General features: G+C 60.1%; 10 protein-coding genes. 2 read left to right on the forward strand and 8 right to left on the reverse strand.

Annotated features, from left to right (window positions below; all coding sequences use genetic code 11):
* Positions 1–6: 6 nt before the first annotated feature.
* The 8 genes from ACK2SD_RS03845 to ACK2SD_RS03880 form a co-directional block, all read right to left on the reverse strand.
* A complete protein-coding gene (locus tag ACK2SD_RS03845) occupies positions 7–1,233 on the reverse strand; it encodes an MFS transporter (RefSeq protein WP_412461392.1) in 1,227 nt (408 codons plus the stop codon).
* Positions 1,220–1,972 (reverse strand): class I SAM-dependent methyltransferase, encoded by a 753-nt coding sequence (locus tag ACK2SD_RS03850; protein WP_412461393.1) that lies wholly within the window; start codon positions 1,970–1,972, stop codon positions 1,220–1,222. Before ACK2SD_RS03850 ends, ACK2SD_RS03845 begins: the two co-directional genes overlap by 14 nt.
* A gap of 14 nt (positions 1,973–1,986) precedes the next feature.
* The gene (locus tag ACK2SD_RS03855) at positions 1,987–2,817 is read right to left on the reverse strand and encodes a serine hydrolase (protein WP_039580469.1); all 831 of its coding nucleotides are present in this window, start codon (positions 2,815–2,817) and stop codon (positions 1,987–1,989) included.
* A 58-nt stretch (positions 2,818–2,875) separates the two neighbouring features.
* A complete protein-coding gene (locus ACK2SD_RS03860; protein WP_304485225.1) occupies positions 2,876–3,604 on the reverse strand; it encodes a thioesterase II family protein in 729 nt (242 codons plus the stop codon).
* Positions 3,601–9,336, reverse strand: coding sequence for an SDR family NAD(P)-dependent oxidoreductase (locus ACK2SD_RS03865; RefSeq protein ID WP_412461394.1), 5,736 nt, complete (start codon positions 9,334–9,336; stop codon positions 3,601–3,603). The genes ACK2SD_RS03860 and ACK2SD_RS03865 overlap by 4 nt, the downstream gene beginning before the upstream one ends.
* Positions 9,337–9,338: 2 nt before the next feature.
* Positions 9,339–11,183, reverse strand: coding sequence for a non-ribosomal peptide synthetase (locus tag ACK2SD_RS03870; RefSeq protein ID WP_412461395.1), 1,845 nt, complete (start codon positions 11,181–11,183; stop codon positions 9,339–9,341).
* A 3-nt stretch (positions 11,184–11,186) separates the two neighbouring features.
* Positions 11,187–12,413 (reverse strand): crotonyl-CoA carboxylase/reductase, encoded by a 1,227-nt coding sequence (gene ccrA / locus ACK2SD_RS03875; protein ID WP_412462264.1) that lies wholly within the window; start codon positions 12,411–12,413, stop codon positions 11,187–11,189.
* 712 nt (positions 12,414–13,125) lie between these two features.
* Positions 13,126–13,605, reverse strand: a complete 480-nt coding sequence (locus ACK2SD_RS03880) for an Lrp/AsnC family transcriptional regulator (RefSeq protein WP_412461396.1) — start codon at positions 13,603–13,605, stop codon at positions 13,126–13,128.
* Positions 13,606–13,755: 150 nt separating this feature from the next.
* Here ACK2SD_RS03880 and yedA point away from each other — a divergent pair, with 150 nt between their 5' ends.
* Positions 13,756–14,652 carry a drug/metabolite exporter YedA gene (yedA, locus tag ACK2SD_RS03885; RefSeq protein WP_317870529.1) on the forward strand — a complete coding sequence of 299 codons (897 nt, stop codon included), beginning with the start codon at positions 13,756–13,758 and terminating at the stop codon, positions 14,650–14,652.
* Positions 14,653–14,727: 75 nt separating this feature from the next.
* Entirely contained in the window at positions 14,728–16,053 is a 1,326-nt protein-coding gene (locus tag ACK2SD_RS03890) for a DEAD/DEAH box helicase (protein WP_412461397.1), read from the forward strand.
* The last annotated feature ends 26 nt before the right edge of the window (positions 16,054–16,079 follow it).

Below are 16,079 nucleotides of genomic sequence, written 5' to 3' on the forward strand. Positions count from 1 at the left end.
CTAGGCTCACCGTCCGTCACCGTGCTCGTCGACGAGTACGGTTGGGCGGATTTTCCGACTGTGTCGCAGCAATATACCCCCGCCTGTGGCGAGCAATGTCAGAAGATAAATCAACAGCCAGATCGGGCTTGCCTGAGAAAGGATCAGCCCGGCCACCAGCGGAGTGGAAGCGGCACCCAAATACGTTAGATTCTGCGAGCTGTAGTAGGCCCCGGCCCGGTGTGCCGGCGCGATCTCAGTGATGAACAGAAATTCGACAGGTTGCACGATGATTTCGCCGACGGTGAATATCAGCGTGAACAGTATCCATCCCACCAGTGTGCTGGACGTGCCGAAGCCAACGAGCCCAATGGCAAAGGCCGCCAGGCACAGTCCGATCCAGCGCGCGAAATGTTCAACTGAGACGTGACGGCCCAACACATATTGCAAGCAGGCGGACGTCAGCGCGTTAGTGATGAAGACGACATTGATGATTTCGTACATCTGCTGGACCGAGTAGCGCGTCAGCAGATATTGGCCGATGTAGAGATGAAACTGGCCAAACACGCCTGCGAGCAAGATAGTCGCCAGCGTGTAGGTCAGTAATGTTCGGTCTGCGACCATGCTCCTGAGGGTCGACCGCATCGTTTCCTGGGGGGTGGAGTCGTCGCTGCCAGAGTCGCTTGGCTGCCAGGGGAGAAAGATTGCAGCCATCAACAGTGAAGCCATGACTGCGCACAGTAGTAGCGGATTTCCGCCGAGGCTGTGCAACCAAAGGCCCATCAATGGCCCGACGGCGTAGGCGATGTTGGTCAGGCTGTACTTCACCGAGAGGACGCCTGCCGTCTGATGCGCACCGAACCAGCGAGCGATGCACAGACGCACCGCAGTCTCCGAAGCCAGGTACGCCAGGTTCAGGATCAGACACAGCATGAACGCGACGATCAACGAGTCGCACAGTTGCAGTCCCACATAGGCCGCGCTTTGCAGCAGGGGTGAAAGTACGATCACCCACTTGGGCCCTAGCCGATCGGTCAGCGCTCCCGCCACTAAGCTCACCAGTGAACTGAACAAGACAAAGCCAGCGATGAACAGTCCTATTTGGTCCACTGCGAGGCCGAAGTTGACCTTCAAGTACACCAGGAAGTAGGCCATGAATGCGGCACGCGCCAATGTCGGCAAGGCCGACAAAGGAACGATCAATCCACGGCCGTGAAACAGCGACGCAAGCGCCAGAGGTTTAGATAACGCCATGGACGACACGCGTTGAGTACCGAAGCGATACTTGACCTTGCACCTGGAATTGACGATGAAGCGCTTGCAGGGCTGCAATCGCAGCTTCGTACTCGGCGGTTCCCGGCAACGCGGCGTACGAGCACGACAAGGTTCTGTCGATGAATTCATCAATTCCCAACTGCTGGGCATTGGCAAATCTGCGTTCTTCGAACTGCCCAGCGTAGAAGTCGTTCACGCGGTCCTCGAGTTCCCGGTCGATCTCGAGCGTCTGTGCATAGTGCTCGAAGCTCTGTGCGAGCATGGCTTCATAAGCGATATGGAAGGCGTCGTGGTCAGGGCTTCTGATGTTCCACGCCAGTATGACCGGTCCGCCGATGTTCAGGATTCGGCGAAACTCCTCAGCCGCTCGCCGAGTATCGAACCAATGGAAGGATTGCCCGCACACAATTGCACGGGCCGAGCCTGGGGCCAGTCCGGTGTCTTCGGCAGATCCCTGTCGATAGTCTGCGTTCTGGTCACGGTCACGCGCTTGAGCGAGCATCTGACTATTGGGTTCGATGCCGATCATGGGGAGCCCTAAAGCGCCAAGCTGGCGGGTGAGAATACCTGTGCCTGCCCCGATATCGACAATCGGTAGCGTGGACAGGCGTGGAACGCAGTGATTGATCCACGTGATCGCGGCACTGGGGTAGAGCGGTCTTGCGCGCTCGTACACGTCAGTTTTGCCGTTGTAGGACTTCGCCAATGAGAGGGTCATGGGTCCGGGCTCCGTTAATCATGCTGAAGTGTGCAGTAGTCATCGAGTAGGCGTGAAAACAGCCCAATGAAGTCCCTGGCGTGGGCAAAGGCGCATGTGGTGGGAGCGACGTGGTTCAGGTCGTCAACGATGACCGAAACGATCACCTTCACCTGACCTTGGCGCATGAAGTAACCCACGTTGTTGTAGTTGCGATAACCAATGCCGTGTTTATCACCTACGTGACTGGCCTCGTCGAGCCAACTTCGGATTGCCGTGGTGTCTTGTTGCCCACGCATGCACGCCAAGCCGAATTCACACAGTTCTTGGGCAATGAATGTGGGGCCCCTGCCGGTGCCTTGGACGCCCTGCACCATCAACTCCAGGGCTTTCACCAGGTCCGAAGCGGTGGTGGTATTCACCGCTTCCAGGGGATGGTCTGCATCGAGCAGCGGGTTGGGGACGGCACCGACATGGTGGGTGTGCTGCAACTGCAACGTCTTTGAAAACGCATTGAGCCGCTGCAGGCCGAGCCGACGCACGAGATGGAACGTGGCTACGTTGTCGCTCAGGGCCATCATGCATTTGAGCAACTCCGCAATGGTGAACGCGCGGGGTTCGTCCAGTAGCCATAATGCCCCGCACGTCTGCTGGCCAGCCGCCTGCGGAAGGAGCCAAAGCCGGTCGTCGAGCCGCCAGTTACCGGTTTCGATTTCGCGCAGTACCGCAATGAGGATGAACAGTTTGCGGGTACTCGAGGCAGGGCATGGCGCATCGGCGGCCTGTTCGAAGCGCGAGCCTGTCTGCCAGTCGAGGATGCACCATCGATAAGCGCAACCTGGCCCCGTTCGTGACAGCGTGAGCATGCACTGATGAATGTCCTGAATCGTCGAGCAACGCGCTGGGTACGGGTGAGCGGGCAGTTCAATAGGCATGTGCGGTGACCTCACGAAGCGTTCGTGCCACCGTCTCAGCTACGGCTGCGAAGTTCGTACGGATGAAGAAGTGATCGCCTGCGACCGTCGTCAATTGGCACCTGCCCAACGTTTGACGCGCCCAGCCCGAGTAATCGGGCTGCTGATCGGTCACCGGGTCGTTATCGCCCAGTATGAGATGAACGGGCGCCGATACCTGTGCAGGCGGGCATCTGGAGAGGTCGATGGCCAGCTGAAAATCTGCGCGTATGACCGGCAGAGCCTGTTGCATGAGTTCAGGGTTGCTCATCAGTTCTGGCGGCGTACCGCCCAAGTCCTGGAGAACCTGCAGCAGGCGCTGATCGCTCAGATCACGTTCATAGGCGCCCATGGCAACGGCGAAGCGCTCGGGGGCCAGGCAGCCACTGACGAACAGTGCCTCTGCGCGCAGTTCCAGACGCTGCTCAAGACTGACGAGCAGCTCAAAGGCGAGCCGACCGCCAAGACTATGCCCGAACAACGCGAACCGGCCGCGGCAGCGGCTTTGCACCTGTTCGAGCAGATAGGTGATCGTGGCTTCACGGCTGTTGAACGCAGGGGCCCCGGGCGACTGGCCCCGTGGCGGCAAGTCCACAGGTATGACCTGGGCCATCGGTAGTAGACGTTGCCAGCGTGCGTAGAAACTCGCGCTACCTCCCGCGTAGGAAAAACACAGCAATGAAATACGGTCCTGGCTCACACGTCACGCTCCTTCAGTTGGAGTAGGGCATCGAGCTTCTGGCTCATCAACTGTGCCCAACCTTCTACCTGCTTGTGGCTGAAGCGCTGACTGTGATGCCAGAAATTCAAGCGCAGGTCGTCGTCAAGTATCTCGACTACCAAGTGCAGGCCAGGGACACGCTGCATGTCTTCTATATTCGCTTGGGCCAATAGACGGTCTGAGATGGGCCCGAGAATTTCTACACCTTCCACACGCACCTGATCTGGCGCCGGGACCGTGTGCCGATAGTTGAGGAAGTTGATGCCCAGATCGGAGAAGTAGGTATCCAGTGCCATACCCGCGAATGCTGGGACAACATCAATCAGCATACTTGGGTGCATCAACGGATAGTCCTGCATGGCGTTGATCGTGCGTGCGACCATCCCTATGCCATCAAGCCACTGGTGATGCACCGTAATTGGAATGGGCCAAGGCGAAGTGAAGGGGCCAATGACATCGTTGAGCTCCTCGAGACCGCGGCCGCTATTGATCGTGCTTATCATCAGCTTGTCGCACCGCAACACGTGCGCCATGGTGGAGGCATAGGCATACAAGACCGCATTGAATACGCTGAAACCGTATTGGCCCCCCAAGGTCGCCAGGCGCCGATTGGCCGATGGCAATTCAATACTGTATCGGCTTGAAGGCGCCACCGTCGTCGAGGTGAACCCTGGGTGGTCAGGCAGTGCTGTGGGACCCTCGAAGGCGTTGAACAGCCCCCGGAAGAAGGCGGCATCTTCCGCCCAAGTGCTCTGGTACTGGGCCTGCCTTCTGGCGTAGTCGGCGTAGCGCAGGCCCTCTGCGCGTGCGCGTGGCGTTTGATCTCGCATGAAGGCGTGCAGGCAATGGGCGAATCGCTCGAGCATCAGCGTCAGCGATTTGCCATCGAACTCCAGGTGCTGCACACCTAGCAGCGCGATGAAAAAGGGTTCTCCCACGTCAATGAAACGCAGTGCCCAGGTCACGTTCACCTGCGGCTGGGGTAGCGTGCGAGCCATTGCGCGCACCTGCTCACCAAGCTGCTGGGCTGGATCGGCGACATCTCGCAGGTCCACGAAAAGCGCGTCGAAGCTGTCAAGTACTTCGTGGGTCGAGCGGATCTGTGGTCTACCTTGCGGGAAAAAGGTGCGCAGCAGCGGCTCTTCGTCCAGCACTTGAGACAAGGCCGCATAGCAATGCTCGCGCTGAAGCGGCGCATGAATTCGATAGGGAATGACCCGCAGGCCGTACCCTTTGGCGATCAGCGAAAGCCAGCGAACCTGCTGGATCGACACGGAGGGCTCCCCTGGTTCCACGCTATCCAGTGACTGCGGTCGAGCGCCGGGCGCCCGCCATTGTTCGGTCCCGGTCAAGGTTGCGACCACCTGCGCGAGCGCGTCCATATTGGCGATCTGCTGCAGTTGCTTGATGCTGTAATCAATACCCAACTGCGTGGTGAGCGCATTGCGCAATTGCACCTTCGCCAGTGAGTCAAAACCCAACTCGGCCAGCGTCGCCTGGCTGATGTCCTGGAAGCTGCGTTGTGTAGAGGCGTTCAGTCCTACCAGGTTGTCCACGGTTTTCATCAGCCACGGCTCGAGCTCCGAGCGCCTGGCTCGCTCGTCGTGACAGGTACCGAGCCTTTCAGCCAGGGTGAGAAAATCCGGGGTTGAGATCGCGCTGGCCTGGGCTGAGGGGGGCAACTGCTCAAGCAACCTGGCGCATGCGGGCGAGCGAGCAGCGAGCTGCTCGACGTCCAACTTCATGAATGCGCTGTTGCCAGGCGGTTGTGCCATCAGTTGACTCAAGTAATCGATGCCTTGGGCGCTCGAGTGCCCCAGCAGTCCGCCGGCTTGCAAGACGTGTTGACGTTGAGGCTGATCGCGTAGTGCTCCGGCGTCGAGCCAAACGCCCCAGTTGATGGTGGAGACGTTGGCTGCGGTGCCAAAGCACTGGGTTGGCAATGCGTCGAGGAAGGCGCTGGCAGCCCCGTAGGCCGCTTGTCCGCCATTGCCCAGCAACGCAGTAGCGGAGGAGAAGTTGATCACCCACTGGATCTGCAAGCCTCGTTCGGCAAGCACAGTGCACAGCGTGAGGATGGCTGTGCACTTGGCTGCGAATGCCCGTCGCAGATCCTCGAAGCTGACGTCTTCGTACAGCTTGTCTTGCAGATCCACCGCCAGATTGAACAGGCACAGCTTGCCCAGGCGAGCGCTGCTGGCCCAGGCACGACATTCTTCCCGCCCTTGTTCACTGCTGGTATCCATACAGTGGTAGTGGACCTGAGGATGGCAACGCATGATTGCCTGCAGTTCATCTGCCGGCCGCAGGGATCGTCCAATCACATGAATAGCGCTGACATGATCGTCCACAAGACGCTGTATCAAATGTCTGCCAATCCCTCCGCCGCCGCCCAGCAGTAGATACGTTATGCCGTTGTCGAACTTCATGGGTGTCTGCTCGAGGTGCGCTGCCTCCAGGCGCGGGACCTGAGCAGTGCCGTCGCTACAGTGCACCAGCGCTTCATCGCTGTGCAGCACCTGCCGTAACACCCTCCACTCGTTTTCATCATCCGGTTGCGCAGGCGAAGGCTGGACGAAATGCACCACGCACGCCCGCAGTTGTGGACATTCGATCATGACAGTGCGGAACAAGGCGGCCACGCTGGTGGCGAGTGCTGAAGGATGATCGGGATGGGCCATTGCGGCCGGACTTGCACAGATCGCACAAAGCCGAGGCAGTTGTGCGTACGTTCGCGTCAGGCTACGCACGAGGTCCAGAAGATAGGCACACACCACGACTGCCGCGTCTGGCTCGTCTGTCGGCAGATGAGTGAGGTCTGCGTAAACGCAGTCGAATCCTTCCGGGTACTCTCGCCAAAGCGTGTCGATTGCGGCAGGCGCGCAGTGATCGGATCCTTGGGCAGCCCCTATCCAGGGGGCCGAGTCCACAGCCCAGACGTGGCCGAAAGCCCGTTGCAGTGCTGAGCAGTATCTGGAATTCGAATCTGGGGTGAGCAACAACACGTTCGTGGGGGGCGAGCTGATCGATTGAGCATTTTCCCAGGAAAGTGGATGCCAAGTGGTTTTGTAAAGGCTTGGTGTGCTCGCCTCAGGGACGTTGCTTTCGATCCAGCAGCGCACCCGTTGAAATGGATAACTTGGCAATCCTTCGAGCAAGTGGGGCGACGGTGCCAGCGAACTGCTGAGTTGGGCGCCATCGCTGTAGAGCCGTGCGAGCACCGCGAGGTACTGCTGATCGCTAGCGCGCCCCTTGCGAGTCATTGGAAGAACGATGACCTCTGAAGGGGATTGCCCGACTGCCATCGCAGACAAGGCACTGGATACGCCGACCTCGACGAAATGGGTACACCCTCGCTCCACGGCGCAGGCGTAAGCGCTCTGCCAGTTGACGGTCTCGCGCAGTTGGCGACGCCAGTAAGCGGCCTGGGCCACCGCGCTGTCTGCCATTGTTCCGGTCAGGCCCGAGATCAGCGGCATGGACGGGGAGGCCAGTTCGAACTGCGAGACGAATGCCTCGAACTGTTCCAGCAAGGGCTCCAGGAGCGCCGAATGTCCCGGCCTGCTGATGTTCAGGCGCTGGTGGGTGACTGCGCAGGTATCAGCATGTCGCATCAGGGTCTCGATGTCGGCAACGCTTCCCGATACTACGGTGTTGGCCTGCGTATTGGTTGCCGCGATGGATGCGTTGACGCCACACGCTTGCATCAGCTCGATGACTTGTTCCTGGTCCGTTGCGATCATCAGCATGGCGCCCTGCTCGCCGATCGAATGCAGTAGACGGCTGCGCTCGGTGACGATCATGAAGCCTTGCTCAGGGGTGAAGACGCCTGCGATGCAGGCCGCAGCATATTCTCCCAGGCTGTGCCCCAGTAACGCGTCAGGTGCATGAAGGTTGCTCAGGAGCAAGCGCGCCATCGCCACTTGCACAATGAAGATCAAAGGCTGGGAGCGAGAGATATCCGTTTCGAGCGCGCCACTGAAGTGGTCATCGAACAGTAATTGCGCTGCCCGTGCCGCGAACGTCGTGCTGCAGATCGCGTCGAACTCATCCACTGCCTGGCGGAAAACGGGCTCTCGCTCATACAGCGCGCGCGCCATGCCCCGATGTTCGCCGCCCTGGCCCGAGAACATCAAAGCGACTCGAACCGGCTGCGAGTGCCTGATGGGCAGTGGCATGTCCTGCAGGTCTTGCAGGCCTTGCATGGCTTGTGAGCGGTCGGTAGCGACCAGGCAAGCGCGATGGTCAAAGTGCGTGCGCCGTTGCCACAGGTTGGCCACGAATGTGGCGTAGGCCTCATCCGGCTGGGTATGTAGAAACTCCCTGTATTGCGCTATCAATTCACGTAGGGCTTGCGGGGAGCGTGCTGACAGAGGAACGAGACCTGCCGGGAGCGCGGGCACTGCTGGGGCATGAGCGTGCGTAGGCGCCGTTTCCAGGATCAAATGGGCGTTGTTGCCACCCAAGCCGAAGCTGCTGACGCCGATCTGGACACGATCGACATCAAGGTCAATCGTGTTCCGGTTGACTTCAAATGGCGTGTCTTCGATGTGCAGTTCTGGATTGTAAGTGTGTAGGTGGAGCGTCGCCGGAATCTTGCGGTACTTGGCGATCATGATCCCTTTGATCAGTCCTGCCATGCCCGCTGCCCATCCCAAGTGGCCGATGTTGCCCTTGACGCTGCCCAGATAGCAGAGTGACTGCCTGGAGCGTTCAGCGAAGACGTTGGCCAAGGCTTTGACTTCAATCGGGTCGCCAATGGGCGTGGCGGTGCCGTGGGCCTCGATGTAGTGGATGCGCTCCGGCGAGCTCTCTGCAAGACTCAACGCTTCACTCACCACCTGAGTCTGGCCTGCCACGGATGGCGCCGACATGCCTGCCCGGTGAGCACCGTCATTGTTGGTTGCAATACCCCGAATGAGCGCATGAATCTCATCGCCTTGGGCAAGCGCGTCGCTCAGTCGCTTGAGCACGATGACCGCCGCCCCGGAACCAAAGATGGTGCCGCTGGCCTGGGCGTCGAACGGACGGCAGTGACCGTCCGAGCTGAACGGCATCCCAGGCTCGAAGAAGTAAGGAATCGTCTGAGGTACCGAGATAGCACTGGCGCCGACCACCGCGCTTTCGCATTCGCCTAGAAGCAGGGCCTGTACGGCAGCCTGGACGCCAAATAAAGAGGTTGCGCATGCGGCCTGAACATTCACCGCCGGCCCACGGCAATCGAGTTTGTAGGCAATTCTGCTGGCAAGGAATTCCTTGTCAGTGGCCATGAAGCGGGCGAGCGCTTCAGAGGACTGGTACAGGGCGCATGCACTGTCGTGTGCTTGCAAGCCATAGACATTGTTAATGAAATACGAACTTGGACCCGCACCGCAGAACACCCCAGTGGCTGCTGTTCGGCCATGTAGCGCGGCATCTTCCATCGCTTCCCACGCACATTCGAGCAACACCCGCTGTTGCGGATCCAACAACATCGCCTCCTTGAGGCTGAAGCCGAAAAATTCGTGATCAAAGCACTCGATGTGCGTGATCTGCGCCTTGGCGTGAATTCTGCCTGCCTGATCTTGGGAAACCTCGATGCTCTCCACGCCATTCAGGAGATTCTGCCAGTATTGATGCACCGAATTGGCACCCGGGAAGCGGCATGCCATGCCGACGATGGCGATCGCGGTGTCTTCGAATCCCGACTGTTGGTCATTGAGCTCGCTCATCTTCAGTGCCTCCTCTTGGCCGATAGAGTTGCCATGGCAGCACAGCGCTGCCTGCGATCACTGACCGGCAACGGTCTATCGGGCGGCGGTGTGACGCTGTGAGGACGGGCCAAGTGCGCGCAGAGATGGCGTGCGCAGGGGAATTCATACAGGTCTGTCAGACGCAGATCGCGACCCAGCGCATGACGCAACTCCGCCATGAGCAACAGCAAAGTGATTGAACTGGCGCCCAGGTCCATGAAGTTGTCGAGTGCGCCGACCTTGTCCAGTCCGAGGCAGGAGGCGGCGATTGCGCACAACTGAATTTCCATGGGGCCGTGCGGGGGTTCGTAATGCCCTGGGAGTTGATCGCGTGCGCTACCGAGTCGAGGTAAACGTTGCGGATCGGCTTTGCCGTTATGGTTGAGCGGAATGGCGGCTATCCGCTGATAGAAAGAGGGCAGCATGTACTCAGGCAATTGCGCGGCCAAGTGCGTGTGTAGAGCGAGGGTGACGTCTTGATCCGCTGCGTGTGTGGTGTAGTAGAGGATCAACACCGTCGTGGCCCCCGACTCGCGCGCAACGACCAGGCAGTCCGTAACAAGGCCCGAGTCGGACACCACCACCTCGATTTCCTTGAGTTCGACGCGATGCCCTCGCACTTTATGCTGACGGTCGTGACGCCCTTTATAGTGATAGAGGCCGTTGCTGTCCTGATAGCAAATATCGCCCGTGTCATACATCCGCTCACCGGATACAGGATCATGGATGAACCTGTCGGCTGTCTGCTGCGCCATGCCGTAGTACCCCAGAGCCAGTGATCTACCGGCGATGTACAGACGACCGCACGCGCCTGGCGCTACCGGCTGCAGGTCCTCGTTCAGTACACAGGCCCGGCTGCAAGGCAGCACGTCTCCGAGGGGAGGGAGATCGGGCCATTGCTTGGGTGGCTGCTCGAGCACATGTTCCATCACGACGTGAGTTTCCGATGGCCCGTAATGATTGATCAGCCGGCAGGTTGGGTGCTCCTGGAACCATCTACGGACTGCGGGATTGATCCTCAACTGTTCACCTGCCACCAGGATCTGTGTCAGCCGCGGTAGGTCAAAGGCGCCATTGCGATCAAACATCGTGAAAGGGATGAGCATGGAAGTGGGCAGGAACAGCCGGGTGACCTGCCTGTCGTGCAGAGTGCGATAGAGGATGTGCAGGTCTTTCTTGATATCGTCTTCAATCAAATGAAGGGTGTGGCCGCAACACAGCGTGCTGTAGATCTCCTGAAAAGATACGTCGAAGCCCTGCGCGGCATAGAAAAGCGTGCAGCCCTGTGCGGTATCGGGTTGGATCATGCCGGCGATCAGTGCGCTCAACGAGCGGTAGGGCACCATGACCGGCTTGGGGCGTCCGGTCGTGCCCGAGGTAAAGACTATGTAGGCAGCAGCCTCCTGACGTTCGTTGACTCCCGTGGGCTCGGACGGCTCGGTGCCGGGGTGGACTTCGCTCAGGTCGAGCAAGACCGTCCCAGCACGCACCAAGTCGAGAGGTTCGGTGACGTGTCGATCCACAATGCAGAGCGCCAGGTCAACGGCATCGGCCAGCTGTTTTTGACGCTCGATGGGATACCCGCGGTCCAGCGCAACGGCCGTTCGTCTCGAGATGTGCACCGCCAGCAGCGCGACGATGTAGTTGATATTTTTTGCCATCATCAAGCCAATAAGCGGGCCGGTGGTGGCTGCTTGCAGGGTGAGCGCCAGTGCCGCAGCGCGGCGGTACAGTTGCCGATACGACAATGAATGATCAGTCTGGGTAACGGCAATACGCTCAGGATGAGCACGTGCAATGTCGATGAACCGCTCGATAAAGTCCATGGCTCATGCTCCATTACCGGCGCCAATACGAATGGCCATGTTGCCCATGGGGTCGCGATTCTCAAACATGAGTTGATGCGCCTGGGCAAGTTCGTGGAATTCGAAAGTTCGAGTCAAACAGGGTCTTATTGTTTTCTGTTCAACCAAGGCGTTGAAAGCCTCGCACTGTTTTCTATTGGCGAAGTGCGAACCTTGAAGTCGCTTTTGCCTCATCCACTGGTAGCGGATATCGAACGTGCCCCTGTAACCACTGGTGCCGGCACATATCACGACCATGCCGCCGGGTGCGCAAACGAAATTTGATGTTGGGAACGTATCTTCGCCGGGATGTTCGATCACGATCGATGGGTTTTTACGTGCACCCACCAAGCGCCATATTTCTTTTTGGAAGCGCCGAGCTTCCATCATCCAGTCATGGTAGAGCGCGCTATCTTGCAGGTCATCGAGGGGCCCCCAGTGCTTGTAGTCGCGGCGATTGATCGTTCCGTGCGCGCCGTTCTCCATGCAGTACGCAGCTTTTTCCTCGCTGCTGACCACTACGATTGCAATGCCGCCTGCCGCCCGTACCAACTGGGTAGCCATCGTTCCCATACCCCCGCTACCGCCCCAGATGAGAACCACGTCCCCTGGCTTCAGGGTATGGGGTGCGAATCCATACAACATTCGATAGGCAGTCGCTCCACAGAGCATGTAGGAGGCCGCTTCCTCCCAAGAGAGATGTTTAGGCTTTGGCAGCAACGCTGTTTGCTTGACGCGGGTATATTCGGCGAACGCGCCGAAGTTGACTTCATACCCCCATATCTTTGCAGACCTGTCCATGATCTGGTCATCGACCGCATCCTCATCCCACCAACCGCAATGCATGACCACTTCGTCCCCAATCTGAACGTCGGTTACATGCTCCCCGATGGCGACGACGATTCCGGAGGCGTCCGATCCCGCGATATGAAATCCCTGCTGCTGCCCACCGCCACCCTGCAGTGCGACGACATCGACCGGATGGCCCTGTGCTGCCCAGATGCCATTGTGATTGACGCCTGCAGCCATGACCTTTACCAGGCACTCATCGTCTCCCACCGGAGGAAGGGTCACACGTTCCAGGGCGAACGCTTTCAGCGGTGGGCCATAGCGCTCCGGTCTTATCGTGTGCGCTTGCATGGTGTGGGGAAGCCCAAGGGCCCGGTGTGTAGAGGTGGATGCTACGGGTGCATTCATCGTTCGACTCTCCATGTTCGACAATTAGAACTCACCGCTCGAACTCACCGCCCTTTGAATTCCATTCGACCAGTGGTCGTGGGATCGATGTTCTGGCGTCACCGAGATCAGAGTTGTGAGGGGGGTAGATTAATTATCCAATGCATGTGTTTTAACTAGTCTTCTAGGACGGGTCAGGTTCACTAGGCTAGTTCGAAACGCCCCCGGTGCAAGTGTCCAGTCAAGCGGATGCAGCAAGGCCGCGTGCAAATGTGATAATCAACACCTGATAAAAATCAATGAACTCAATTGATTGCAGTGGAGTGACTCCGCTGGTCGGAAGTCCAGTGAACGTTTTGTTATATCTACAAGCGAGGGGCTGAGGCGAAAGTAGGCGTTCATTTGAGTGTCGGAAAGAGCCTACACGGTGGAAAGTTAGTAGCCGAAGTGTATAGATACTTCGTTTGGTCATAGTGTTTCGATGCGGGTTGAGTCACGGCGATGTGGGCCACTGAAGGCGACCCATGGCCTGCAGCCTCTGCTCGCAGGCCCTGCTCATCGCTCCCCAACCGTTCAACGCGACTTCGACCTGCCGTGGGCGGTCGCTGCCTGAAGGTGCGCAACTGTTCGTGACGACGTGGGATCGCTGCTGCCCCTCGGCAATCCCGCCATTGCACGCAGCGCTTGAAAGCGACATAAAGAGGGCTGTCAGCGTCTGGAGGCGTTGTTACGTTGACTGATGCGCCCTTCAACGCTTAGTGGAATGTGTGGTGGATCTCATCGCGTCAGGTTTCAGGTGATCCAGCGGCACCCGCCGTTCCACGGCGCTGGACAAGATGATCGCGGTCTTGCTGAAACCCAGTTGCGATACCTGATTGATCAGCGCTTCGAGCTCGGTCATCGACGCCACCGCCGCCTGCATGATCACGCAGGGGTCACCCGTGACCCGATGGCATTCGGTGAGCTGGGGAATACGCGTGAGGGCGTCGTAGGCCTGCTGGTTGCCGTGGCTGTTCAGGCGCAGCTCGATGACGCACTGGATCGGCAGGCCGATCTTTTCCAGATCGACCTTGGCGGTGTAGCCGGTGATCACGCCGCTGGCCTCGAGCTTGGCCACCCGTTCGGCCACGGCCGGGGGTGACAGGTTGACCTGGCGGGCGAGTTGGGCGTAAGAGGCGCGGCCGTCCTCGAGCAGGGCGGCGAGCAGCATGCGGTCGTACTTGTCCATCGGAGCCTCGTTCCGGCAATCGACGGTAAATCCGTGCAATTACCGTTGATTGAAAAGTGTCATGCCTGATTAAACCTGTTTTGTAACTTATGTTTGCCCAGGCGCCTTTCTAAACTAAGACACCCGTAAACGGATTTCGAGTCTTTTATCATGCCCGCCTCCCGTCGCTTTCCCTGGTTGCTCCTGGGCGCCTTCACGGCGCTGTACCTGGTCTGGGGTTCCACTTACCTGGCCATCCGCATCGGTGTCGAATCCTGGCCGCCGATGTTGATGGCGGGAGTGCGCTTCGTCATTGCCGGCAGCCTGCTGTATGGCTTCCTGCGTTGGCGCGGCGTGCCGGCGCCCACTTGGCCGCAGTGGCGCTCGGCCGGCGCCATCGGCTTTCTGCTGCTCAGTTGCGGCAACGGCGGCGTGACCCTGGCCGAGCATGCCGGTGTCGCTTCGGGCGTTGCCGCCCTGGCGGTGGCCACGGTGCCGCTGTTCACCCTGCTGTTCGGCCTGGGGTTCGGCCACCGCAACTCGCGCCTGGAGTGGGCGGGCATTCTGCTTGGGCTGGCCGGCATCGCGCTGCTCAACCTGGGCTCGAACCTGCAGGCCAGTCCCATGGGCGCGGCGCTGCTGATCTTCGCTGCCGCTGCCTGGGCCTTCGGTTCGGTGTGGAGCAAGACCCTGCCGCTGCCCCAGGGCGCCATGGCCAGCGCGGCGGAAATGCTGGTCGGTGGCGGCGCCTTGCTGCTGGGCAGCGTCCTCAGCGGCGAGCGCCTGACGCAGATGCCGAGCGCGGCGGGCTGGGGTGCGCTGGCGTATCTGGTGGTGTTCGGTTCGATCGTGGCGTTCAGTTCCTATATGTACCTGCTCAAGCACGTGCGCCCGGCGGCCGCCACCAGCTATGCCTACGTCAACCCGGTGGTGGCGGTGCTGCTGGGCATCGCTTTCGCCGGCGAGCGGATCGGTGCCGAGGAAGCCTTGGCCATGGGCGTGATCGTCGGCGCGGTGGTGCTGATCGGCCTGCCGCAGTGGCGACGGGCGCCGCGTCAGGTGGCGTGAGCAGCGCAAGGCCACAGCGAAGGCAGGCTTGCGGTAAACTGCCGCCTTCGCTGAACCCCCTCTGACGGTACATCCATGACTTTCGCCAAACTCGGCCTGATCGAACCGCTGCTGCGCACCCTGGAGCAGTTGGGCTATTCCAATCCAACGCCGGTCCAGGCCCAGGCCATTCCCGCCGTGCTGGCCGGCCGCGACCTGATGGCCGCCGCCCAGACCGGCACCGGCAAGACCGCCGGCTTCGCCCTGCCCGTGTTGCAACGCCTGGCGCTGGAGGGCGGCAAGGTGGACAGCAACTCGATCCGCGCCCTGGTGCTGGTGCCCACCCGCGAGCTGGCCGAGCAGGTCCACGCCAACATCCGCGAGTATGCCGAGCAACTGCCGCTGAGCACCTATGCCGTGTATGGCGGTGTCAGCATCAACCCGCAGATGATGCGCCTGCGCCGCGGCGTCGACCTGCTGGTGGCCACTCCCGGCCGGCTGCTCGACCTGTTCCGCCAGAACGCCCTGAAATTCGCTCAGGTGCAAATGTTGGTACTCGACGAAGCCGACCGCATGCTCGACCTGGGTTTCGCCGAAGAATTGCAGGCGGTGTACGCCGCGCTGCCGCGCAAGCGCCAGACCCTGCTGTTCTCGGCCACCTTCTCCGAGCAGATCCGCCTGCTCGCCGGGTTGGCGCTGAGCGATCCGCTGAGTATCGAAGTGAGCCCGCGCAATGCCGCCGCCACCACGGTCAAGCAGTGGCTGGTGCCGGTGGACAAGAAGCGCAAGACCGACCTGTTCTGCCACCTGCTGCGCAAGCAGCGCTGGAGCCAGGTGCTGGTGTTCGCCAAGACGCGCAACGGTGTCGATCAACTGGTCGAGCGCTTGCTCGCCGACGGCATCAAGGCCGACGGCATCCATGGCGACCGTCCCCAGGCCACCCGCCAGCGCGCGCTGGATACCTTCAAGGCGCGCGAGATTCAGGTGCTGGTGGCCACCGACGTGGCGGCGCGCGGTCTGGACATCGACGACCTGCCGTTGGTGGTCAACCTCGATCTGCCGATCGTTGCCGAGGACTATGTGCACCGCATTGGCCGCACCGGTCGCGCCGGCAACAAGGGCGAGGCGATCTCGCTGGTGTGCGCCGATGAAGTGCAACTGCTATCGGCCATCGAAACCTTGATCCGCCAGACCTTGCCGCGCCATGAAGAGGCGGATTTCATCCCCGATCACCGGGTGCCGATGACCGATGCCAGCGGCCAGGTACTGAAGAAGCCGAAGAAACCCAAGAAGTCCAAGGAGAACAGCGCCAAGCGCGGCTTGGGCAAGTGGATGGACAGCGCCGAGGACGCTGCGCCGACGGTCAAGCCGGTACGCAAGGTGCCGAGTTTCAATGGCGGACCGCGTAAGCGCAAACCCTAGTGGCGCAAGGCCGACCGCGAGACGAG

The organism is Pseudomonas sp. SC11 (genome assembly GCF_047039205.1).
Lineage (GTDB): Bacteria > Pseudomonadota > Gammaproteobacteria > Pseudomonadales > Pseudomonadaceae > Aquipseudomonas > Aquipseudomonas boreofloridensis.